This is a genomic window from Alteromonas salexigens, from assembly GCF_025628895.1.
Taxonomy (GTDB): domain Bacteria; phylum Pseudomonadota; class Gammaproteobacteria; order Enterobacterales; family Alteromonadaceae; genus Alteromonas; species Alteromonas salexigens.
In genome coordinates, this window is sequence record NZ_JAOTJC010000006.1 from 455,071 (window position 1) to 477,874 (window position 22,804).

A 22,804-nucleotide genomic window follows, 5' to 3' on the forward strand; every position below is an offset into this window, starting at 1 on the left:
TTTATCTGGATTTTATTTTTGCAGACATAAAAAAAGGGCTGGCGTTACACCAGCCCTCTTACACATTATTTTAATTTTGTGTGATCGCGTACTTTCCTGTTTCGATGAGGTCGTAGGTTATGTTTGCCGCCTCATCGAGGAACGGATCCACTTCTTCTATATCCTCAGGCAGATCCTCCATTTTTTCAATGGGCGCTTTGCCTAGTCGTTTCAGACGCTCATTGGTGCGTGCCAGTTCTTTTTCCTGCGCCTCTTCCTTTTCGGCAATGCGCTCTGACTTCACCAGCGAAATATATTTACGATCTTTATTTTCATTGTATTCGTCTATGTCTTCATAGATATAGGCGAATTCAGGATCCTGCATAATGCGCTTGTTATGCTTTGCGGTCAGCACATCCAGGGCATTCTTACCGTCACCAAAGGTGGTGTAGTTTGCCCGGTTAATGCTGTCCCAGGGTAGTGCAGTATCTTCCTGACTTTCGCCCCACTCGGCCGGATCGATGGCTGAAGGATACAAAATGTCCGGCACCACACCTTTGTGCTGCGTACTGCCACCATCGATACGGTAGAATTTAGCAATCGTGAACTGTACGCTTCCTAATGGGTTGTCGTACAAGTCATAAATACGTCCCAGACCGCGGTGCTGCTGAACAGTCCCCTTACCAAAGGTTTGCTCGCCAATGATTAGCGCACGGTTGTAATCCTGCATAGCCGCAGCAAAAATTTCTGATGCTGACGCACTGTAGCGGTCAACCAGCACGGTAAGCGGACCATCGTAGGATACCAGACCATCAGTATCCCGGTTTACGCTCACCTTGCCTTCACCGTAGCGGATCTGTACTACCGGGCCTTTCTCAATAAACAGGCCGGTAAGCAGCGTCGCTTCAGTGAGAGAACCGCCGCCGTTGCCACGTAAATCTACAATCACGCCTTTGACGTCCTGCTTCTTCAACGCGTCGAGCTCTTTTTTGACGTCCGCATGCAGGTTGTTGTAGAAGCTGGGGATGGTTATCACACCCAACTTCTCGCCGGCATGGGGACCGGTATCAGGTACGTACACCTCAGATTTAGCTGCACGATCTTCCAGTTTAATCTTGTCCCGGGTAAGACTGACCACGGACATACTTTTCGTTTCTGTGGCGCCTTTTTGCACCTGCAAACGAACCGTACTGCCTTTCGGCCCTTTGATCAGTTCCACCACTTCATCGAGACGCCAACCGATGACATCGACAAACTCTTCGTCATCCTGGGCCACGCCGACAATTTTGTCTTCAGGCTTAAGGGCATCAGATTTGTCCGCCGGGCCGCCGGGAACGATACTTTTTATTACGGTGTAGTCTTCTTCGCTCTGTAATACAGCACCGATGCCTTCAAAAGACAGATTCATTTCCATCTGGAAGCGATCTGCATTGCGCGGTGACAGGTAACTGGTATGCGCCTCAATACTGCGGGCAAAAGAATTCATCACAGTCTGAAACACGTCCTCGCTTTGTGCCTGCTTCAGGCGTTTGATAGCCCGGTTATAGCGTTTCTCAAGGAGTTCTTTGGCTTCTTCCCAGGTCTTATCAGCTAAAACGAGATTAAGCGCATCGTATTTGACACGCTGACGCCAGAGTTCATTCAACTCAGCTTTGGTTTCAGGCCACTCTGCTTCTTCACGATCGTAGTAAAACTTGTCGTTTTCTTTCTCGAAGTCGAAAGGTTCTTCCAGCAGACTCAGCGCGTATTCAAACCGTTCAATACGACGCTGAGCGCTTTTGTTGTACATGTCGTAGGCAATACTTAAATTGCCGCGACTTAACGCATCATCGAAGTCATCTTTGTACTCTTTGAATTCCTCAATATCTGACTTCAGCATGACCTGTTTGTTGTGATCTAAGGATTCAAGATAACGGGCGAAAATTTCTCCGGATAAAGCATCATCCAACGAAATTTCCTTATAGTGGGCGCGGGTAAATAATGCGCTGACGCGCTTTGCCGCCACACTATGCTGTGTTTCCTGTTGTAATACCGGCAGGTTTTCAACATCAGGGGTGGATGTCACAGCGCCTGCGCCTACACCTACTGAAAGGAAGGCACTGGCAATGGAAATTCGTAGGATATCTTTCATTTTACGACCTCTTGGAACGAGCCAAACGTAAAGCCTCTGGAGTGACTTTGACGACCATGCCTGAATCAAGTTGCACATGAATACCGTCTTTAGCAATTTCAGTAATGACCGCTGGCATAGGCGCTTTGCCCAATTTGACGGTTACTGCCGTACCTTGCTTCAGATCTTCATCAGTCAACTTTGCAGGCGGTGTCTTATTTGGTCTGTTAATTTTCGGTTTAGTTCCACGGTCGCCATCAGATTTTGGCTTCGCCTGGGGCGAATCGCCATTTTGACGACCAGGGGGACGTTTATTCTGTGCTTTGGGCGACGCCTGCTGCCTTGCTTTACGCTTTTCAGCAGCCTTCGCTTTACTTTCTTCCAGCTGCTGGCGGGCATGGTCGGCGTGTTCTTTCTCAATCACGTCGCCAGGGTTGCCGTCGAGATCGACCCGGTGGGCCCCCTCTTTAATGCTGTGCAGGTAGCGCCAACTGTTGGTGTAGTGGCGCAGCGTCGAGCGCAGCATCGTTTTGCTGACACGCTCATCCTCTTCGAGCCGGCTGGCCAAATCCTGAAATATTCCAATTTTCAGTGGTTGAGCTTCGCCTTCCACTGAAAAACAGTTTGGGAATGTCTGTGCAAGAAAGGCAATGACTTCCTTACTGCTTTTAAACTTCTCTGGTGATTCCATTAATGATATCTAATATGGTCAATATAATTCGTTATTGTCCGAATCATCCCAAGTTGCCAGCGTGTGGTCAACCCAATCGAGCAATTCATCGTCTTCAATATCCATTAAATTGCTGTCTCGCTGCCATGATTCCCAGCAAAAGTGCAAAATTCGTTCAAGACGCTCAGTTTCTATCTCTTCTTCCGCCCGGTCGTAGGCAGCATGAAGAATAAAATTCAACCGGTCTGAAGCTTCATACGGATCTTCATGAACATCGTTCATATCTTCTGGTGTGGATAGCACCACCTGGATATCTACGCTGTACTTCATAATTTATTGCTGGCTCTCTGTTAGCACGTTGGCAATCGCCACCAGGCCCTTTTCGTCTTCTTCATCAAATCTGCCATGACTGGGGCTATCGATATCTAACACACCGAGCAGCTTATTATTGACCATCAATGGCACCACAATTTCAGAATTAGATGCCGCATCGCAGGCAATGTGACCTTCAAAGGCATGCACATCAGCAATTCGCTGTACCTCGCCCGTTTGGGCGGCAGTTCCACACACGCCAGCCCCCATAGGGATGCGGATGCAGGCTGGCTGCCCCTGAAACGGGCCAAGAACCAGTTGTGAATCTTTATAGAGATAGAAGCCGGCCCAATTTACATCGTCAAGGTAATTGAACAACAATGCACTGAGATTAGCCATGTTTGCGATCAGATCAGACTCGCCACTAACCAGGCTGCGAGCTTGTCCCAATAGTTGTTCGTACTGTTGTGATTTCAATGCCACCCCTTATTACTGTTGAATAGAAAACGACACATTCAGCTGTGCCTGTACTTGTTGCTGACCTGGTAGTGCTCCAGACATACTCTCTGCTGACCGGGCATGCATCATGGGGACCGGCGCATTGCCGCCAGACTCTGAGACAGTCAAAACCTTACCCAAAGCCACATCAAGCTCAGCCGCCATCAAACTGGCTCTGGCTTTAGCATCCTTGATAGCGGCTACCAGTGCCTTGTCGTAGGCCCCGTCCTGCTGACTGGAGGTAAACCGGAAACTCTGGATTCTATCGACCCCACGGGCCAGCACACCGTCAATAATAATATCATAGCTGGAAATGTCAGAGTGGGATATCTGCACCTCACGGCTTAAGGTGAAACCACTCTGCTTACGGCCTTGCGGAGAATTTTCATACCGGGGATGAAGGCCTACCTGCATCGACTGGATGTCAGTTTCTGCAATACCCTTAGATTGTAAAAAAGCGACGACCTCTTCGACTTCATGGTTAAGACGCTGACTTAGTTTAGCCACCGTTTCACCGCTGTTTTCAAAAATAAAGGTGACTGTATAGCCATCTGGGGTAACAGCTACCGAGCCCTGCCCCTGAACATGAATCGCTGGCACTGCGCTGGACTGAGCCATCACCTGAGCCGCCGGTACAGTTAATAAAAGGGCAGCGGCGCATGATTTAAGTACGTTTTTCATATAATTCTCCGTGTTTCAGACATCTGCAGCGTGACGGGGACAGGCTGAATCTGTCCTGAATAGCCCCGCCAGGCAATTAGCCGAAAAACCAGTAGCTCACACCTATTGCCGTGAGTATACCAGCGAGATCTGCACTCAGGCAGCAGGCTACCGCATAACGTGAATGCTTAATCCCAACTGCGCCCAGATATACGGCGAGTACGTAAAAAGTTGTTTCGGTGGATCCCTGTAGGACCGAAGCAAGGCGGCCGGCAAAGGAATCGGCACCGTGGAATTGCATGGTTTCAATCATCATGGCACGTGCCCCACTGCCACTTAACGGTTTCATTAATGCAGTTGGGATAGCTTCCACAAACCGGGTATCCAAACCAAGCAACGCAACCAGACTACCGATGCCTTGCATCACTCCATCTAATACACCGCTGGCGCGTAACATCCCAATAGCAATAAGCATGGCAATAAGGTATGGGATAAGGGTAATGGCCACATCAAACCCTTTCTTGGCACCTTCTACAAACTCTTCATAGCCATTGACCCCGCGCCGCCAGGCTGTGACCAGCACCAGAATTATAAAAGAAAATAACAATACGTTAGCCACCACCGCTGACTGGCTGGCCAGCACCTCAGAGGCCAGTTGGCCGAAATACAGTACAATGGCCGTGAGCAAGGAAAAGGCGGCCAGCAGATAAATCATAATTACCCGGTTTAACAGATTCGTTCGCTGAACCAGACAGGTCACGATTAAGCCCACCAGAGTCGAGGCACTGGTCGCGAGTAAAATAGGGACAAACACATCCGTGGGCTGAGCGGCGCCCTGCTCCGCCCGGTATAAAAAAACCGCGATAGGAAACAACGTAACGGATGATGTATTCAGAACCAGGAACAGGATCTGGCTATTGGTCAGCGTGTCTTTCCGGGGCGCAAGCGATTGCATATCCTGCATGGCTTTAATACCAAACGGCGTGGCGGCATTATCCAGTCCAAGCATATTGGCTGACATGTTCATGGTGATACTACCCAGCGCCGGGTGATGACGGGGAATATCTGGCATAACCCGACACAGGAATGGCGCCAGCACCGATGCGATGCGGTCCACCAAACCTGACTGTTCGGCCACCCGAAAAATACCCAGCCAAAAAGCCAGTACTCCTATGAGGCCAATGGCAATTTCAACACTTAAAGAAGCCATCGCAGTGACAGCGTCCATTACCTGCTGAAAACTGCCCGGCTGGTCGTTAAACAGTGCCTGATAACAGGCCGCTACAAATGCTGAGACAATAAATAACAGCCAAATTCTCGATAACATTTACGTTAAACCACGAATATCCATGGCGGTAAGTGTACAGGATTTGATATTAAACTCAGCCGGTTATGCGAATTTTGCAGCTACGACAATGCTCGCTTAAGCGCTGCAAGACAATGGTCAATGTTACGGGGCTTACACGCATACCCCATGAGGCCGATGCGCCACACTTTGCCGGCAAATTCACCCAGCCCGGCGCCAATCTCAAGATTACTGTGTTTCAGCAGCTGACGGCGTACCTCTGTATCATCGACGCCGTCTGGGATTTTCACCACATTCAGCTGCGGTAACCGGTACTCGGGCGCTACCGCCAACTCCAGTCCCAATGCTTGCAGTCCTTCGGCAAGTTGCTGATGGCCATTTTCATGACGCTGCCAGCAGGCTTCCAGTCCTTCTTCTTTTAACATTCTAAGAGACTCATAGAGGGCATAAATACTATTGACCGGTGCCGTATGATGGTATGCGCGCCTCCCGCCTTTTCCCCAGTATCCGACAATCAGGTTCATATCGAGGAACCAGCTCTGTACCGGTGTAGTACGCGACTGAATTTTGGCTACCGCACGCTCACTGAATGTCACCGGAGACAAACCGGGCACACAACTCAGGCATTTTTGAGAACCTGAATACACCGCGTCGATTTCCCATTCGTCTACAGCTAACTCAATACCGCCTAACGACGTCACGGCATCCACAATGCTCAGGCACTGATATTGTCTGGCCAGCTTGCACAATGCCTGGGCGTCGTTTCTGACCCCGGTAGAGGTTTCAGCATGTACAAATGCGAGAGCAACAATATCCGAGTGGGCTTTTAAGGCGTCTTCTACTTTTTGTAGTGACGTCTGCTGCCCCCAGGGATCTTCTACAATTACTGGCTCTGCACCCATGCGCTTCACGTTTTCCACCATGCGGCTGCCGAATACGCCATTGACGCACACCACTACTTTCTCACCGGGCTCAATCAAATTAGCTAAGCATGCCTCCATACCTGCAGATCCGGGGGCGGAAACAGGCATTGTCAGCGCGTTCGATGTTTTAAACGCATACTGAAGTAAGCTTTTGGTTTCATCCATAAGCTCGATAAATAAAGGATCGAGATGACCCAGAGTAGGACGCGCCATGGCGTTGAGCACGCGGGGGGATACGTCGGAAGGGCCGGGTCCCATTAGTGTTCTTTCAGGGGGGATGAATGGCGAAGGCGTAGTCATGGATGTGTCCTTTCGTGTGGTCTGTGAGAATCAGTATTCTTGCAAGGTATATGCTGAAGAACAATACACTGTGCTGAGTATAACCGGAGTGAATGGGCTCGGTCGCCGAAACGAAGATCCAGACCTCAGCTGAATAAAATGTGCACAAGCTGTGTGTTTTCTGTGCACTTCATTTAATGAGATCAGACCAGCTTCAAGCACCTGAATTTTCAAGGCTGTTGATAAATACGCTAAGTCTCTGATAAACTTTTGTATAAATTTTAATGAAATTGTTTATAAATTGAACGGAAGTGGGCTATTATTACTATCCGTTTTAAACAGTTTGCATGTACTTCTCCCTTGCAATAGTTAGCGCACGGCTCAGCAATGAGCCATTCCCCTAGGCCCAGAACGTCAGTTCTGGGCATTTTTTATGGGGCAGAGAAAAGTCAGATAAATGCGCCAGGGTCACTTAACGACGACAACTCATCGGCAAAGCGACGGCCGTTGGCTTTATAATGCTCCGCAGAGGCTTTAAGCTTTTCTGCCACGGACGGGTCGAGAGAACGCACAACTTTACCTGGTGAACCCACTACCAGTGAATAGTCGGGGATCTCCATTCCTTCGGTTATCAGGGCATTCGCACCCACAATACAAAATTTGCCCACTTTAGCGCCATTTAATACCACCGCATTGATGCCAATGAGGCTGTAGTCACCAACTTCACAACCGTGCAGCATCGCTTTATGACCAACGGTGACCCCTTCACCGATCTGCATTGCCACACCTTCATCAGTGTGCAGCACACTGCCGTCCTGAATGTTGGTATTGTTACCTATTCGAATGGTATCCATGTCGCCCCGAATGACCGCGTTGAACCAGACACTGGCATTTTCACCCAACTCTACCTGGCCAATTACATGGGCGCCTGGTGCTATATAAACGTTGTCATTGATTACCGGCTGGTACTCACCTAATGCATATATCATTACGGAACCCTGTTAGTCTATTTTTCGCATCAGACCTTCCTGCATGGTAGAGGCTACAAGCTCCCCTTGCTGGTTAAATAACTGGCCTTTCACAATCCCTCGTGCGTTACCACTGAACGGGCTTTCCATGGCATATAATAGCCATTCGTTCATATTTACCGGGCGATGAAACCACATGGCGTGATCGATAGTGGCAATTCGCAGGCTTTTGTCCGTAACGGCTATGCCATGGGGCTGCAATGACGTGCTCAGAAAATGATAATCAGAGGCATACGCCAATGCCGCCTGATTCAGGCTGGCCTGCGAGGCCAATGCATCCCGCGAACGCATCCAGATATAGCGAACGGGCGCGCGCTTAACGGCCTGATAAGAATTAGCGGCGTCTACCGTGCGAATATCCACCGGCTTGTGGTAGCTCAGCGCCTCCTGCATGGGCTTGGCCATTTTTTCGAAATTGGCCTCGTAAAAAGCGATATCAGGCTGTACCTCTTCCGGCGCAGGCACTACCGGCATTTCCGCGTGCTGATGCTGCATCCCTTCTTCTGGTAACTGAAATGAGGCGGTCATATAAAATATGTTTTTGCCGTCCTGAATGGCTTTCACCCTTCTGGCAGAAAAACTGCGGCCATCGCGTACAATTTCCACATCATATACTACTGGCTTCTGGGCATCGCCGGGTAACAAAAAGTAGGTATGGAATGAGTGGGCCACTCTGCCCTCTGCTACCGTTTTATACGCTGCCGCCAGTGCCTGACCCAGTACCTGCCCACCAAACAGGGCACGAAATCCTAAGTCCCAGCTTTGGCCGCGGAACAAGCCCGCTTCGATTTTTTCCAGTTCAAATAGTGATGCGAGTTTTACCTCTGACATAGGATGGTTTTGCTCCTGCTAATTCAATTTTGGGTTACGTGGATAGTACTTGTCGGGTAACTGGGCTTTGTGTTCAAAATACCGGGTATCTTTGTACGGTAACTTCATAAAGCCGGAAATGCCCAGACCGTCTATACGCGGCACCAGCGTGACTAATGTCTGCAATAGTTCACGAAACCGGTCCTCCTGGTCATGATCAAGCAGCATGTAATAACTGTGGATCTTCAGGTGGGTGGACATGGCCTCAAAGATGATGCAGCCAGTATGATGGATCGTGTTTAACTCTTCCAGTACCGCCATTATCGCGGGTGGAAGCTTCAGCAGTTCATCAGGATCGTCCCCGTCTTCAAAATAGGAGTGGGTTCGGCTCTCATCTTTACTTAACGCGACCCGGGAAAGTTCAAACGGTATATGACAACCGGATTCGGGAATAAAGGGGGCAAGCTCATCGTCTCGCTCCACGTGAATAGTATCTTTAGCGTTGAACATGCAGCATTTGAAAATACCGCTGCGGTGTATTGCTCTGGCCAGAGTAATTACGTTATTCACGGCCAGTTCAAATGCAGTTTTTAACGCCGGGTTATAAAGGTTGAGGCTGGAATCTACATAAATGCCATCCGGCTCCCAGCGAATGGCCAGGCCCCCTACCACCGGATAACGCCCAAGCCTGCTTACCGCGGCAACAAACCCTTTTTCAGTCTCGCCCATACCTTGCAGATAATTCTTATAGTAGCGGTCGAATTGCGCATCGTTCACGTACTTGAGCTCGGTTTCCGCGTCGAGGTTTTCCTGACGCAGAAAAGACTTTCGGGAAGAATAAACGACCGTTTCGATTTCACTTACAGACTGACCAATCCAGGTGGGGATGAGAGGCTGATAACTTATTGGCGTGTCCTCGGTAAAAACCAACTGGCGCAGCACATGCAAGTTTTTGAAAAAATAGTCGCCGCCCTGACGACGTTTGCCCGGGTCGTCGCTGAGCATATAGTCGAGTATATTGGCGAGCATCTTAGGTAGTCCCAGTGACAGCGGTGTAATAACCTTGCGACCATAGCGGCTGGACTGGCCAGAGGCCAATGCATACAGGGTACTTGCCATGCCCTGCTCATCGAAACGCGGTGAGGATAACGCGCCGTTAAGCTGATCTTCGCCGATGAAATAGACGTCACCCAGACGTGCGTTCGTCTGGTGCAATTCACCGGACATCAGGTCCATGACGTTATTCCCCACGTATTGACCACTGGCATCGGTTTGAGCAAACACCGATGAGCCCCAGTCAATCAGGCCGACGCTTTCTGTCGCCGCGTTCCATACCAGGTTAGACGGCTTTATATCACCGTGCACAAGCGGCTTGGTAGCCCCTTTTTCGGTGTAATTACGCAAATATTTCAGGATGTCGCCCAGCTGAACGGCCAGTTTCACAATCAGACGGGGGGGTAACGGACCCTGTTGCAGGCTAACCTTTTCAAGGTCTTCGCCAATTGCACGTTGCATTACCAGAATGGCCTGCTTGCCTATCTGCTGAAACTCTACTAACGGTGGAATCAGCGGGTGACGGGCGTGTCCCAGCATAAATGCTTCTTCTTCCAGGCGATCCTGGATGTGCTGAGGTAAATTGACACGTGAGAATTTAAAAACGTGCTCTTTACCAGCCGGGGTTTCACCGGCGAAGGCAAAACCAAATGCACCCTTACCAATCATTTCAATATTTGCATACCCAAGTTGCTCTAGCTGGTCTTTACACAGTTGTACCCAGTCTTTGAACTTCTTTGCGTCGGCATGAGAAAGCAAATATACCGACTGATCTTCAGGAATATAGAAATGTTTAAGTGCTTTTGGCTGATTCACGTCAGACCGGCTCCGTTTTGAGCCAGTTAACCGTAGCATCGGCATTATCAGCGAGGGACGGCGCGAGACAATTGAGTGCAGCAGTCACCGTCTCATCCAGTTGCCATGACGGGTTTAAAATACACACCCCCGAACCATACATACCGGTATCTGTCTCTTTCTCTGTAACGGTAAGGTCTGCGTAAAAGGCTGTTTTCGCTAAATCAGCAAGTTTGTTACGCATCGCCTCGCTGGCTCCCGCCTTCTTACCTGCGCGTGCTGATAATAATGGATACCACACCATAATCTGCGCCTGCGGCCAACGGGCAAGCGTTGCAGCAACCGCATCCACCACTTCCGCGTATTCTTCCAGCCTTTCATAGGAGGGGTCGATGAGCACCGCACCACGATTCGGTCTCGGGGGAGCCATGGCAACGAGACCCTCAAGGCCATCACGGTAATGCAGGTGTACATGGCCTTCACCCCGATCAGTAAGATTACGGGTTAACTTGTCACTTTCTGCAGGGTGCAGTTCCATCGCGTGCAAACTATCCCCTGACCGCAACGCGTCAGCTGCCAATGCCGGCGAGCCTGGATACTGGCGGTTTCGAGTATAACCGGCACATAATTCGAGGTAACGCGTAACCGTTTCATCGCTGAATGTTTCACTATTCAGCTTCACTATGCCCGTTTCAAACTCTGACGTTTTCTGTGCTTCGTCTGCGTCGAAGTGATATAGGCCCGCGCCAGCGTGAGTATCAAACAGCGTGAAGGGTTTGGCTTTATTTTTTAGATATTCGATGATGGCGACCCAACAGACATGTTTGATGACGTCTGCGTGATTGCCGGCGTGGTAGGCGTGTTGATAGCTGAGCACGGGCGTCCTGATAACAATACAGATTGACCCATAGTGTAGCGTAGCCCTGCCCGCTAACAAACAGGAAAATGCGCTTCCGGGGGACGGAAGCGCATTACCTGATTACTTTAAATGCATCAACATTTTCGAGGGGTGTTGCAAGTATGAACACCATAAATTGTTGAAGCGTACCATGGTCGCGCCGTCAATAATGCGGTGATCACCGGACCAGTTCACCATCATGATGCTATGTGCTTCGACGTTGCCCTGCTCATCGAAACGCGGCAGCGATTGGGTTTTACCCAGCGCCACGATAGCCGCTTCCGGTTTGTTAATCACCGGCGTCGCCGTCATACCGCCAATCGCACCAATGTTAGAAATGCTGATGGTGCCGCCTTTGAGGCTGTCTCCATCCAACTTACCTTCGCGCGCTTTGTCGATAATGACCTGCATTTGTTCGGCAATTTCAAACAAACTCAAATCTTGTACCCGCTTAATATTGGGCACCAGCAAGCCGATTTTGGAGTCCACTGCAAAACCAATATTGTGGTCATCAAAAAACGTTTGTTCTGTTGCTTCATCATTCAGTTGACTGTTTATCTGGGGAAACTCGGTGAGTGCCAGCGACAATGCTTTTACAAAAAAAGGCATGAAGCTAAGTTTCACGTTTTTCTCAGCAAACACGGGCTTCAGTTCCTGACGTAGCGCAATCAAGGCATCCATGCGCAACTCATCACTCACTGTAAAGTGCGGGATAGTATGCACTGACGCTGACATTTGCTTCGCCATCGCCGCCTGAATACCGCGTACTTTTTCAGTCCGGGTATTACCGGGTGCTGTATAAGGCGTGGTGGAGGTCGCTGGTGCCTGAGGCGTAGCAGATTGTTCGGCCTTTCCTGCGGTAGTGTTCGCGACATCTTTTTTCAGGATACGGCCTTTCTTACCTGATCCGGTTACCTGAGTAAGATCCAGTGATTTCTCTCTGGCGATACGACGTACAGCCGGACTGGCCAGTACTTTACCTGGAATAGCGACAGGTGGCTCATAGGCTCCATCTGGCCACTTGTCGTTGCTGCCGTCAGACTGCGTAGCGGATGCAGTTGTTTGCTGTTGCGGGGCAGACGTAGCAGACTCACTGGTTGCGCTTCTCTTAGTCGTCGCAGGCGCATCACCTTCAGTAGCAAGAGCAAATAGAGGCTCATGCACCCGGGCTATATCCCCTTGCTGATAATACAGCTTGTGTACTGTACCGGCATGCTTTGCAGGTATTTCAACCACGGCTTTATCGGTCATCACCTCAACCACGGGTTGATCTTCGGCAATCTCATCGCCTTCCTGTACGTGCCACTTGACGATTTCACACTCGACAATCCCCTCACCTATATCAGGCAAGATAAAATCTTCTGTCTGAGTGTTGCCACTCGCTTGGGCCGGTTGCGAAACCTGCTCTTGTTCAGGTAGTTCGGGTGTGGCTTCCTCTGCGTCCTGAGGCTTCACATCACCGTCGATATCCATTGCAAACAAGGGTTCGTGCACCTTGGCAATATCGCCCACTTTGTAATGCAGCTTTTTCACCGTACCTGAATGCATCGCCGGAATTTGCACTGTGGCTTTGTCGGTCATGACTTCTGCAACAGGCTGGTCTTCTTCAATATGATCGCCCTCAGCTATCAGCCATTCCAGCAATTCACACTCAACAATACCTTCGCCGATATCGGGCAAAATAAATTCTGTTGTCATTATGCCTTCCTTAATAGTTCAGCGTGCGTTTGATGGCTTCGTACGTTTTGTACTGATCCGGCATATATTCTTTCTCATGCGCCAGAGGATAAGGTGTATCTAAACCGCACACACGGGCAACAGGCGCTTCCAGGTACAGGAAGCAGCGCTCCTGAATGGTTGCAGCAACTTCACTGGCAAACCCGCCAGTCATCGGTGCTTCATGGTTAATCAGCAAACGGCCGGTTTTCATAACAGACTCGGCTACCGCTTTAGCGTCCCACGGCAATATGCTGCGCAGATCGATGATTTCGCAGGATACTCCGTCCTCCAGTGCCATCTCTGCAGCTTTTTGCAGAATCTCGATTTGCGCGCCCCAGCCCAGAAGCGTGATATCTGATCCTTCCTGAACGACATCCGCTTTTCCTAATGGCAGTTCATAATCATCTTCAGGCACATCAGACACCGACGCACGATAAAGGCGCTTTGGCTCCATGAACAGTACCGGGTTTTTATCGCGAATAGACGCCAGCAGCAATCCTTTCGCCTGGTATGGATTACGGGGAATGACGATCTTCAGGCCTGGGCAGTGTGCAAAAAACGCTTCAGGAGACTGGCTATGATAAAGACCGCCGGCAATGCCACCGCCGTAAGGCGTGCGGATGGTCAGTGAACCCACATCAAACTGGCCACCTGAGCGATAACGAAATTTTGCAGTTTCGTTTACGATTTGATCGAACGCCGGAAAGATATAATCGCCAAACTGGATCTCCGCCACCGGCACTGAGCCCTGAGAGGCTAAGCCATTCGCAAAGCCGATAATGCCCTGCTCCGTTAATGGTGTATTGAAGCAGCGTCCTTTACCGAACTTTTCCTGCAGATGACTGGTGGCACGGAAAACACCGCCGAAGTGGCCTACGTCTTCACCAAATACCATAACCCGTTTGTCACGCTCCATCTCCGTGATCAGGGCGTTATTAATTGCTTGTAGTAAATTCATTTTAGCCATTACTTCACTCTCCCTGAGGTTTTGGGATAGGCGTCCGGGTATTTACGTATATGTGCTTTAAGTTCATCTACCTGTTCTTTCAGATGCCACGGTACTTCGTCATACACATCGGTGACAATGTCATCAATTGGACATACATCAATTTTTTCAGCTTCTTTCAATGCAGCCAGCACATCCTGACGGGATTTTTCAATCAGCTTTTTATTAGCGGCTTCGTCATACCAGCCTTTCTTTTCAAGCCACTTCGCCATGCGCTGAATAGGATCTTTTGCACGCCACTTATCTTCTTCCTCGCGGGAACGATAGCCAGTCGGATCATCCGACGTTGAGTGTGCGGCCAGACGGTAAGTCATGGCTTCGATCAACACCGGGCAGCTTTCTTCGAGTGCTAATTCCCGGGCTCTCTGAGTAGCAGCATACACCGCCAATGGGTCGTTGCCGTCAACACGAATAGTTTTAACACCGTATCCAATGCCACGTGAGGCAATGCCATCACCGGCAAACTGTTCTTCTGCTGGCGTTGAAATGGCGTAACCATTGTTCCGGCAGAAGAAAATGACCGGGCAGTTCAACACCGCAGCCATATTCAAACCAGCATGGAAGTCGCCTTCTGACGCCGCGCCTTCGCCAAAATAACAAATAGTCACGGCCTCGTTACCCGCCATCTTCTGACCATATGCATAGCCAGACGCTTGTGGGATCTGAGTTCCTAGCGGTGAGGAAATAGTCATGAAGTTCAGTGGTTTGTCACCATAATGAATAGGCATCTGACGGCCCTTGTTGGGGTCGGCCTCATTGCTGAACATCTGGTTCATGAATTGTGAAGTAGTATAACCACGATAGGCCAGCGCGCCCTGTTCACGATATTGGGACATGATCATATCGTTGTCTGACAGCGCTGCCGCACTGGCAACGGCCGCTGCCTCTTCGCCAGTACTGGCAAGATAAAAACTGATACGCCCCTGACGCTGCGCCCCAATCATTCGTTCGTCCAACACCCGGATATATTCCATGGTGTCATAAATACGGGTAGCGGTGTCTTTATCCAGGTCAGGCTCTTTGGCTTCTTTATGCAGGGAACCATCTGGTTGCAGAATTTGTAGCATCGGAATATCAATCAGGCCATTTTCTATGATGTGCACCTGATGTGTGGTTGATACCCGGGCAAGGTGATTTCGATCTTTCACAATCCATCCCTCTTATTGGTGGTTGGTACAACTTGTACCTGATGCCCAATATCCTAGACCATCATGAAAACGAAGACCTTGCTAAATAGTATCAATACCTGACACTGTAAAACCTTACATCCTACCTTTCGACGCACTAGCAGGACATGCATCCTAATTTTAACAAAGTTAGGCCATTCTCGTTCACCGCCGTTTACAAAAAAGAAACGTTTTCGTGCAAATAACAAACAGTTAAGCTTCTGAAACGCAAATCTACTCCGACCACCGTTATAACTTCATGTTTTGCAATTAAAATTAATGTTCGACGAAAGTCTAAATGTTACAAAATGTGTTCAAAATTTAATTAATTAAATGAATTCTATCGGTTGAAAAAGTGTGCTAGAAATACCTTCTGTGGAAAAAATACCGCACTGAAGTTGTGTAATTTAAGCACACGAAAATAAAAAAATACCCAATCCAGGGGAACAATAACAAACAGGAAAACTACGGAGGTTACCTGTGAATAATAAAGTGACATTAGCTGTCTCAGCGGCACTGATGTCGATGTCCATGCACTCCGCTGCAGAGCTCAATGCGAATTCTGATAATTCATTTAATGTATTGGAAACAGTTGCTCCGACATCGATAAATAAATACAAAAATATAACTACTCCATCCCAGCGAAAAGCACTTTACAAGGCTGAGAAAGGACTTGAAAACAAAGAGTACGTCTTCATAGTCCAGCTCTCTGACGACCCCGTTGCAATGTACAATGGTGGTATAGAAGGACTTGCAGCTACCAACCCACAAAAGTCTTTTAGGCTAACCCTTGAGTCCGCCAATTCCAGACATGACGCAAAACTTAATGTTAACTCTCCCCAAGTGCAGGCCTACTCAAATTACTTGCAGAAGAGACAAGCATCATTTTTCACCAGTGCGCAGCAAATCGGCTCGATTGAAAAAGTAGCTGAGTATAAATACGCGTTGAATGCGCTAGCTATCAAGGCAACACCGGATGAAGCAGAACGTATTGCAAAACTACCCGGTGTAAAATCAGTAGAAAGAGACCAGATATATAAGTTAGACACCGATACTGGCCCAGGGTTAATTGGCGCTCCAGGTGTTTGGGACGGTACTTCTACAGATAGCGGTGTAGGAAGGCAAGGTGAAGGTGTAGTTGTAGGTGTATTAGATACCGGCATAAATAGTGACCACGACTCCTTCAAAGATGTCGGTGGAGATGGTTACGATCACAACAACCCTCTTGGCTCCGGCGTATATCTGGGGGATTGTGCTGGTGACTTTGCAGAAATGTGTAACGATAAACTTATCGGGGTGTACAGCTACCCAGAAATTGTTTCTGCCTATTCAGACACTGAAGTTTTTCCAGCAGATTTGCCATTAAATGGTGAGGACTATAATGGGCACGGATCTCATACAGCAGGAACTGCAGCTGGTAACGTCCTTTTCGATGTCAATGAAGTAACAGTTGAGTTTGATGCTAACGAAAGTGACGGAATACCTACAGGTTTCAAATTCGAAAGAATTTCTGGTGTTGCACCGCACGCAAATATAATTGCTTACGCTGTATGTCAACCTGGAGATAGTGGCGATACTTATGCCGGCTGCGCTGGTGCACCAATGGTATCGGCGGTAGAAGATGCGATTGCCTCTGGCGTTGTGGATGTACTTAACTTTTCGATTTCCGGAGGTGGGTACCCATGGTCAGGAGCGCTAAACGCTGCTTGGCTTTCAGCCCGTAACTCAGGAATTTTTCTTGCGCAATCAGCTGGAAACGATGGCCCCGATCCGTTCACAACTTCAAAACACGCTCCCTGGGTTACTGCAGTAGCAGCAGCAACACATGGCCGCTCAGTTGTTTATGAAAAAATGCTAACTGACTTTGCCGGTGGAGACACGGAATTAGAGCCGATTGAAGGAAGTAGTAATTCGGGCAGCATCACTGCCTCGATCGTTTATGCTGGTAATTATGATAACCCTAATGATCCAGATAATGACCCAGCTCAGTGCCTGGAGCCTTTCCCTGAAAACACATTTAGTGGAGAGATTGTGGTATGCGACCGGGGCTCTATCGCGCGGGTAGATAAAGCCGTTCACGTTGCAGAAGGCGGTGCCGGAGGGTTTGTTCTTGCTAATGTTGATGACGGTGCCACAAGTATTGCTAACGATGCTTACATTATACCGGGTATTCATATTAGTGCTGAGAGCGGGAATTTACTGCGCGATTGGCTTGCATCAGGTGAAGGTCATACCGCTACAATTACTGCAGCAGAAGGTGAGCTCGTTGTTGATCCATTAGCTGTTGATAACACTGCTGCTTTTTCTTCAAGAGGGCCTAACGCTTCAATAAGTACATTGACCCCTTCAGTTACCGCTCCTGGTGTTGATATTTACGCAGCTTACTCTGACCAGCAGTACGGTCATGATCAATCCGGCACAGCGCCAGCAGATTACGCATATTTGTCTGGTACATCCATGTCTGGCCCACATGTTGCCGGTGCAGCTGCTCTGGTTAAACAAGAGAAACCTTCGTGGACACCAGATAATATCCGTTCCGCACTGATGATGACCGCGAGCACTGACGTACGTAAAGAGGATGGCGAAACACCAGCTGATTGGTTTGATATGGGTGCTGGCCGCATCCAAGTCGACCTGGCAGTTCAAAGTGGCTTGGTAATGGATGAAACTGACGACAATTACTCTGGTGCAGATCCTGCGCTTGGGGGAGAGCCTCGTACGTTGAATATCCCTTCAATCACAGACAACAACTGTGTAGGAAGATGTAGCTGGAAACGAACTGTAACTGCTACTAAAGATGGTTCGTGGAGTGTAGAAGGAGTCAGCATTTCAGAAGGACTTAGTATTACGGTTACACCCGCTACTTTTGACCTAGCAGCCGGAGAATCACAAGAGTTAACTATAGATATTGATGCGTTTGGGGCAGAAAGCGACGTATGGTCTTTTGGCTCGATCAATTTGACATCTTCTGTGTCTCCGGACCTCCACCTACCAGTTTCTATCGTTGCATCAAATGGGAACATTCCGGACAGTTTTGACTTCAAAGCCCATAGAAATCAGGATTCTTACCTGATTGAAGATGTTATGGCTGTCGAAATTACAAACTTCCAATCAGTATCTTATGGGCTTACTAAAGCAACTTTAACAGAAGGTTCAGTCACACAAGACTCAGACAATTCAGATTATTTGGATGACCTTGAAGATGGACTAAGCATTACGACGGTCGAAGTACCAGAAAATGCGGTTCGCTTGACTGCCACAACAATGGAGTCCACCTCACCTGACTTAGATCTATTCATCGTTCACGATGTTAATGGAGATGGGATTCCTCAAGAGGAAGAAGTGGTTGGTTTTAGTGCTTCCGCTTCAGCAGAAGAGTACGTAAATGTTGAAATGCCTGAAGCAGGTAACTACTGGATAATTGTCCAGAACTGGTCAGCTTCTTCAGAAGGTGCTACAGATACGTTTACTCTTGCACACGCATTGGTTGATAGTGAGCCAGGTGATGGTCTTAGCATTGAAGCTCCGTCAGCTGTACCACAATTAACTGAGTTTGATATGCGATTGACGTGGGATTTAGATGACGCAAGCGAAGGCGACATCTTCTTTGGTGCAATTGCTCTGGGTACCGACGAGGAAAATGCTACCAACCTTGGCGTGATTCCAGTCGACATTGTCAGAGGGATGGCAGATGTATATGTCACCTCACCTACCACTGAGCGTGTAAATCCTGGGGATACACAAGAGTTTGCAGTTAACGTGATGGCTAACTTTACGCCTGAGGATCGTATTTACGATGTGTCATTGACACTTCCTGAAGGCGTTACATTGGTTGAAGGTTCTGTATCCTCAGAAGGTATTGTTGACGGTGATACTATTAGCTGGACGGTTGAACAAGAGTCGTTACTAGGTGTTGAGCCAACATATACAATCACTACGAATGCTACAGATGCGATGTGTATGAACCCTGAATTTGGTCAGGGTAATGGTGGCTATATAGACCTTGCAGGATTTGGGATTGGCTTCAGTGCCCTTGATGGCGACACTGTTGATGCAACCTTCAGCATTCCGGGTTATTTTCTTGGAGAACTATACGGTTCAATGACTGTAACCGACGATGGGTTTATTACTTTCGGTAACGGTACTGGTTCCGCTCCATGGATTAATCAGAATATGCCTGACTCAGAGTTACCAAACGGGGTTGTTGCTCCTTACTGGCGAGATCAGGAACTTGATGTCGCTAATGGGTCTGGTGTGTCAGTTGCCACAGCGGGGCCAAATTACACGATTGTTGAGTGGGACAACATGAAGTTTTATGGTATCGGCGACTCGTATGCGGATATTGCGGATTATCAAGTTGTATTCGTAAATAACGCAACTGAAAGCCAGCCAAACATCATCTACTCATACACTGATGTGGAACATGAACTGGGCGCAGTATTACCTGTATCCATTGGTTATGAAAATGCTACAGGTACTGCTGGACAAACTCCGATATATAGTGAGTACAGCGGTTCAGGTGCTGCAGGTGACTTTGAAACAACAATAGTTGAAGGTGCACAATTTTGTATGTACCTCAACGATGTTTCAGACGCTCCTACTCAGCTTACGTTCTCTGTAACTGTCGATGAAAATAACACCGGCGGGCCTATTCAAATGATGGCCATGTCGGAGGTTACCAATATCCCTGGAGCCGGTTCGGCCGTCTCACCGATATATGAAGGAGTGCAAGTGGAAGGTCCTCCCCAGGTAACGATTGATGGGGAGGTAGAAGCAAGCCTTGAAGTTGTTGAGTTGCGTGAATTACCACTCCCGGGATTAGTGGTAGAACCCAACGGCGACAAAGTTGATATTACTTGGAAGCAAGTTGGTGGGCCACCTGCAGTTATCGCTGGTAACGGTCTTCAAGAAGCAATTCTTATGGCCCCTGAGGTCGAAGAAGATACGTTAATTGTCTTGGAACTTACTGCGGAAGATTCCAATGGTAACGAAGCGACAGCAATCGCTAATGTTATGGTTAAAAATAACCTTCCCCCTGAAATAAGTGTTACGGCACCGACCACGATAGGTGAAGGCGAAACTATAACTATTACGGCTTCTGCAACAGATCCAGAAAATGACAATGTGACATTCACTATCAATGGCGTACCTGGTAGTACATATTCTACCTCTGCTCCAGGCACCAATAGTGAAACCACAGTGGCATTCGAAGTTGTTGCTAGTGACGGTTTGAACACGACTACTGAAACGGTTTCAGTAATAGTAACAGACAAGAGCGGTGGCTCTATGGGCTGGCTGGCATTACTGCTGGTTCCTGTAGCGTTCCTGCGTCGTCGCAAGTTCCACTAATCACTAATTAGCAATAGTTAGTTCCCAAAGGCCGCGCAAGCGGCCTTTTTTATTGCTCTTACCAGTAGCATTGCCATTTACCCGTCATATTGGAGGTGTATAGTGAAAATTCACTCACCAAGGAGAACTTCAATGGCAGATGGGCGTTACCGGATCCCACGGGATGGACAAAATGATTACAGTGTTGAACAGGCGCGTACTCGTAGGGAGTTTTTAAAAGAGCACACGGGCGCTGAACTTACACAGACGGGCGAATATACAATCGACCCCGGTCAGTTGCCCGGTAACATTGAGAATTTTATTGGCATAGTACAAATGCCGGTCGGTGTAGCAGGACCGCTTGAAATTAATGGTGAGCATGCCAACGGGCGGTTTTATGTTCCACTGGCCACCACGGAGGGCACTCTGGTTGCCAGTTATAGTCGTGGCATGCGGGTAATTAATGAGTGTGGCGGTGTAAAAACCACTGTTGTTGAACAGTTTATGCAGCGGGCACCGGCGTTTATATTTGATGATGCCCGTGAGGCACGGGACTTTGGCCAGTGGCTGGAAGACCATTTTACAGAGGTAAAAGCGGCAGCTGAAGAAACCACGTCAATCGGAAAACTTATCCATTTGGAACAGTGGTCGGTCTCGAAGACACGCTATGTTCGTTTCAATTACACCACCGGCGATGCCGCCGGGCAGAATATGGTCGGCAAGGCTACTCTGGCTGCCTGCGAATGGATTAAAGCTAACTATCCTGAGAAATGTGAATATTTGTTATCCGGTAATATGGATACTGATAAAAAACATTCTCACCTGAATATGCTGCACTCTCGCGGGAAACGAGTTATTGCCGAAGTCACCCTGAAGTGCGATGTAATGAAAAAGCTCATGAAAGTTGATACCTGGATGATGGCACGCTCCTCCGTATTAGCAAACATGGGCGCGATGCTTGCCGGTGCTTCCTACAATGGTCCGCATTCTGCCAACGGTATTGCCTCTTTATTTATCGCCACCGGGCAGGACGAAGCCAATGTCGTAGAGTCTCACGCCGGGTTACTATCGCATGAGCTGCAGCCTAATGGTGACTTGTACCTGTCGGTTACCCTCCCCTCACTCATTGTTGCCACCTATGGTGGCGGCACCGGGTTACCCACCCAGCGGGAATGCCTGGAGTTACTCGGCTGTTATGGAAAAGGCAAAGCCAATAAGCTGGCTGAAATCGTTGCTGCCACTGTATTAGCGGGTGATATTTCGTTGGCGTGCGCAGTGATCACTGGCCACTGGGTTTCCAGTCACGATAAATTCGGACGTAATAAGTAACTATAAACCTCCAACCTGACTTGCAGTGCGTCAGTCATCCGGTGAGAGCGTAAAGCTGTCGCCGGTTTGTTGGTGTGAAGAGGGCTTATCTATTGGAACTACCGTAAACGTATGCCGTAGCCGCGGTGTTAGCAGGTCGTCCAGTGCCTCCGTCGTGGACACACGACTGTCCAGCCAGCGCTGCACACTGTTGTCTTCAGGCGATAACATAAGCGGACTGGCTTTATTATGAATAGGCATGAGTTGTGGATGTGGCGGCAAAGTCACCACCGAGCAAGACAGTTCGTAAAACGTATCACCGCGTTCACTTGTCCCCTGCCACCACCGGTAAAGCCCCCCCATGGCCAGGGACTCATTGGGATCGGCCACCAGATCATGGAATACCGCACCGGCCCCTCTGCCGAGTGTTTCTCCGAAACCTGCGGCAGGTATAATGCAACGCTGCTCACGGAAAGGCTTATAACCCGCACTGCGCGGTACATTTAACTTGTCTGAACGGGTATTAAACGAAGTATATTTAGATGGCTTGAATACCGTTCCAGACGGCCCGGCCTGTTTGTCTAATAACAACCACCAGATCGCATTGTGCATCTCTCGTTTTCCGTCCCGCTCGAAAACCACTGAGACACGGTCAGTAGCACGCACAAAGCGCTGCATCACCATCCCCGAGTCTGGCCACAGCGAAATCTCCAGTTGCTCGCATAAGCTTCTTATTCCCGGTGAGTCGGTAACATTCAGCCGTCCGCACATAACAAAACTCCTTTATTCCTGCTGATACCGCGCCAACAACGTTGTGCTGCTTTGCCACTATACTTTACAAAAAATATACGAGATAGTAGCAATTATGAACAATAATGCGTTCACAACGCATCATTGGCTAGCGACATGATTTTATTATAGGCGCTCACAGTGAGGTTACGCCTGCATAAGGGAAC

Annotated in this window: 17 protein-coding genes; 2 read left to right on the forward strand and 15 right to left on the reverse strand. The window is 48.8% G+C overall.

Annotation, left to right across the window (positions count from 1 at the left end; translation table 11 throughout):
• Positions 1–70: 70 nt before the first annotated feature.
• The 14 genes from prc to OCL06_RS06210 form a co-directional block, all read right to left on the reverse strand.
• Positions 71–2,110: a carboxy terminal-processing peptidase gene (gene prc, locus OCL06_RS06145; RefSeq protein WP_262992857.1), complete on the reverse strand. Its 2,040-nt coding sequence runs from the start codon at positions 2,108–2,110 to the stop codon at positions 71–73.
• 1 nt (position 2,111) lies between these two features.
• Entirely contained in the window at positions 2,112–2,780 is a 669-nt protein-coding gene (gene proQ / locus OCL06_RS06150) for an RNA chaperone ProQ (protein WP_262992858.1), read from the reverse strand.
• A gap of 18 nt (positions 2,781–2,798) precedes the next feature.
• Positions 2,799–3,089: a hypothetical protein gene (locus tag OCL06_RS06155; protein WP_262992859.1), complete on the reverse strand. Its 291-nt coding sequence runs from the start codon at positions 3,087–3,089 to the stop codon at positions 2,799–2,801.
• A 3-nt stretch (positions 3,090–3,092) separates the two neighbouring features.
• Positions 3,093–3,548 carry a free L-methionine (R)-S-oxide reductase MsrC gene (gene msrC / locus OCL06_RS06160; protein WP_262992860.1) on the reverse strand — a complete coding sequence of 152 codons (456 nt, stop codon included), beginning with the start codon at positions 3,546–3,548 and terminating at the stop codon, positions 3,093–3,095.
• Positions 3,549–3,560: 12 nt separating this feature from the next.
• Entirely contained in the window at positions 3,561–4,250 is a 690-nt protein-coding gene (locus OCL06_RS06165; protein WP_262992861.1) for an SIMPL domain-containing protein, read from the reverse strand.
• Between the two features lie 76 nt (positions 4,251–4,326).
• Positions 4,327–5,556: a spore maturation protein gene (locus OCL06_RS06170; protein WP_262992862.1), complete on the reverse strand. Its 1,230-nt coding sequence runs from the start codon at positions 5,554–5,556 to the stop codon at positions 4,327–4,329.
• Between the two features lie 80 nt (positions 5,557–5,636).
• Positions 5,637–6,758: a pyridoxal-phosphate-dependent aminotransferase family protein gene (locus tag OCL06_RS06175; RefSeq protein ID WP_262992863.1), complete on the reverse strand. Its 1,122-nt coding sequence runs from the start codon at positions 6,756–6,758 to the stop codon at positions 5,637–5,639.
• Positions 6,759–7,186: 428 nt separating this feature from the next.
• On the reverse strand, positions 7,187–7,726 hold the full coding sequence (locus OCL06_RS06180) for a gamma carbonic anhydrase family protein (RefSeq protein ID WP_262992864.1): 540 nt from the start codon (positions 7,724–7,726) through the stop codon (positions 7,187–7,189).
• 12 nt (positions 7,727–7,738) lie between these two features.
• Positions 7,739–8,596 (reverse strand): acyl-CoA thioesterase, encoded by an 858-nt coding sequence (locus OCL06_RS06185; protein WP_262992865.1) that lies wholly within the window; start codon positions 8,594–8,596, stop codon positions 7,739–7,741.
• 18 nt (positions 8,597–8,614) lie between these two features.
• A complete protein-coding gene (locus OCL06_RS06190) occupies positions 8,615–10,444 on the reverse strand; it encodes a protein kinase domain-containing protein (protein ID WP_262992866.1) in 1,830 nt (609 codons plus the stop codon).
• 1 nt (position 10,445) lies between these two features.
• A complete protein-coding gene (locus OCL06_RS06195; RefSeq protein WP_262992867.1) occupies positions 10,446–11,300 on the reverse strand; it encodes a 23S rRNA (adenine(2030)-N(6))-methyltransferase RlmJ in 855 nt (284 codons plus the stop codon).
• Between the two features lie 102 nt (positions 11,301–11,402).
• Positions 11,403–13,019, reverse strand: coding sequence for a dihydrolipoyllysine-residue acetyltransferase (locus OCL06_RS06200; RefSeq protein WP_262992868.1), 1,617 nt, complete (start codon positions 13,017–13,019; stop codon positions 11,403–11,405).
• Between the two features lie 10 nt (positions 13,020–13,029).
• Complete coding sequence (locus OCL06_RS06205) at positions 13,030–14,007, reverse strand: alpha-ketoacid dehydrogenase subunit beta (RefSeq protein WP_262992869.1); 978 nt, start codon at positions 14,005–14,007, stop codon at positions 13,030–13,032.
• Positions 14,007–15,194: a thiamine pyrophosphate-dependent dehydrogenase E1 component subunit alpha gene (locus OCL06_RS06210; protein WP_262992870.1), complete on the reverse strand. Its 1,188-nt coding sequence runs from the start codon at positions 15,192–15,194 to the stop codon at positions 14,007–14,009. Before OCL06_RS06210 ends, OCL06_RS06205 begins: the two co-directional genes overlap by 1 nt.
• Before the next feature lie 498 nt (positions 15,195–15,692).
• On the opposite strand from OCL06_RS06210, the gene OCL06_RS16165 reads away from it, so the two are divergent.
• Together OCL06_RS16165 and OCL06_RS06230 are read left to right on the forward strand one after the other, a co-directional pair.
• Positions 15,693–20,561 (forward strand): S8 family peptidase, encoded by a 4,869-nt coding sequence (locus tag OCL06_RS16165; protein WP_308445997.1) that lies wholly within the window; start codon positions 15,693–15,695, stop codon positions 20,559–20,561.
• A 132-nt stretch (positions 20,562–20,693) separates the two neighbouring features.
• The gene (locus OCL06_RS06230) at positions 20,694–21,869 is read left to right on the forward strand and encodes a hydroxymethylglutaryl-CoA reductase (RefSeq protein ID WP_262992871.1); all 1,176 of its coding nucleotides are present in this window, start codon (positions 20,694–20,696) and stop codon (positions 21,867–21,869) included.
• Positions 21,870–21,899: 30 nt separating this feature from the next.
• Here the strand turns inward: OCL06_RS06230 and OCL06_RS06235 are convergent, their stop codons facing one another.
• The gene (locus tag OCL06_RS06235) at positions 21,900–22,619 is read right to left on the reverse strand and encodes an SOS response-associated peptidase family protein (RefSeq protein WP_262992872.1); all 720 of its coding nucleotides are present in this window, start codon (positions 22,617–22,619) and stop codon (positions 21,900–21,902) included.
• Positions 22,620–22,804: the final 185 nt, after the last annotated feature.

What these genes read in the sequence shown, in the direction of transcription:
- prc (WP_262992857.1), bottom strand. Translation starts at nt 2,110, where the DNA reads ATGAAAGATATCCTACGAATTTCCATTGCCAGTGCCTTCCTTTCAGTA.
- proQ (WP_262992858.1), bottom strand. Translation starts at nt 2,780, where the DNA reads ATGGAATCACCAGAGAAGTTTAAAAGCAGTAAGGAAGTCATTGCCTTT.
- OCL06_RS06155 (WP_262992859.1), bottom strand. Translation starts at nt 3,089, where the DNA reads ATGAAGTACAGCGTAGATATCCAGGTGGTGCTATCCACACCAGAAGAT.
- OCL06_RS06165 (WP_262992861.1), bottom strand. Translation starts at nt 4,250, where the DNA reads ATGAAAAACGTACTTAAATCATGCGCCGCTGCCCTTTTATTAACTGTA.
- OCL06_RS06170 (WP_262992862.1), bottom strand. Translation starts at nt 5,556, where the DNA reads ATGTTATCGAGAATTTGGCTGTTATTTATTGTCTCAGCATTTGTAGCG.
- OCL06_RS06175 (WP_262992863.1), bottom strand. Translation starts at nt 6,758, where the DNA reads ATGACTACGCCTTCGCCATTCATCCCCCCTGAAAGAACACTAATGGGA.
- OCL06_RS06180 (WP_262992864.1), bottom strand. Translation starts at nt 7,726, where the DNA reads ATGATATATGCATTAGGTGAGTACCAGCCGGTAATCAATGACAACGTT.
- OCL06_RS06185 (WP_262992865.1), bottom strand. Translation starts at nt 8,596, where the DNA reads ATGTCAGAGGTAAAACTCGCATCACTATTTGAACTGGAAAAAATCGAA.
- OCL06_RS06200 (WP_262992868.1), bottom strand. Translation starts at nt 13,019, where the DNA reads ATGACAACAGAATTTATTTTGCCCGATATCGGCGAAGGTATTGTTGAG.
- OCL06_RS06205 (WP_262992869.1), bottom strand. Translation starts at nt 14,007, where the DNA reads ATGGCTAAAATGAATTTACTACAAGCAATTAATAACGCCCTGATCACG.
- OCL06_RS06230 (WP_262992871.1), top strand. Translation starts at nt 20,694, where the DNA reads ATGGCAGATGGGCGTTACCGGATCCCACGGGATGGACAAAATGATTAC.
- OCL06_RS06235 (WP_262992872.1), bottom strand. Translation starts at nt 22,619, where the DNA reads ATGTGCGGACGGCTGAATGTTACCGACTCACCGGGAATAAGAAGCTTA.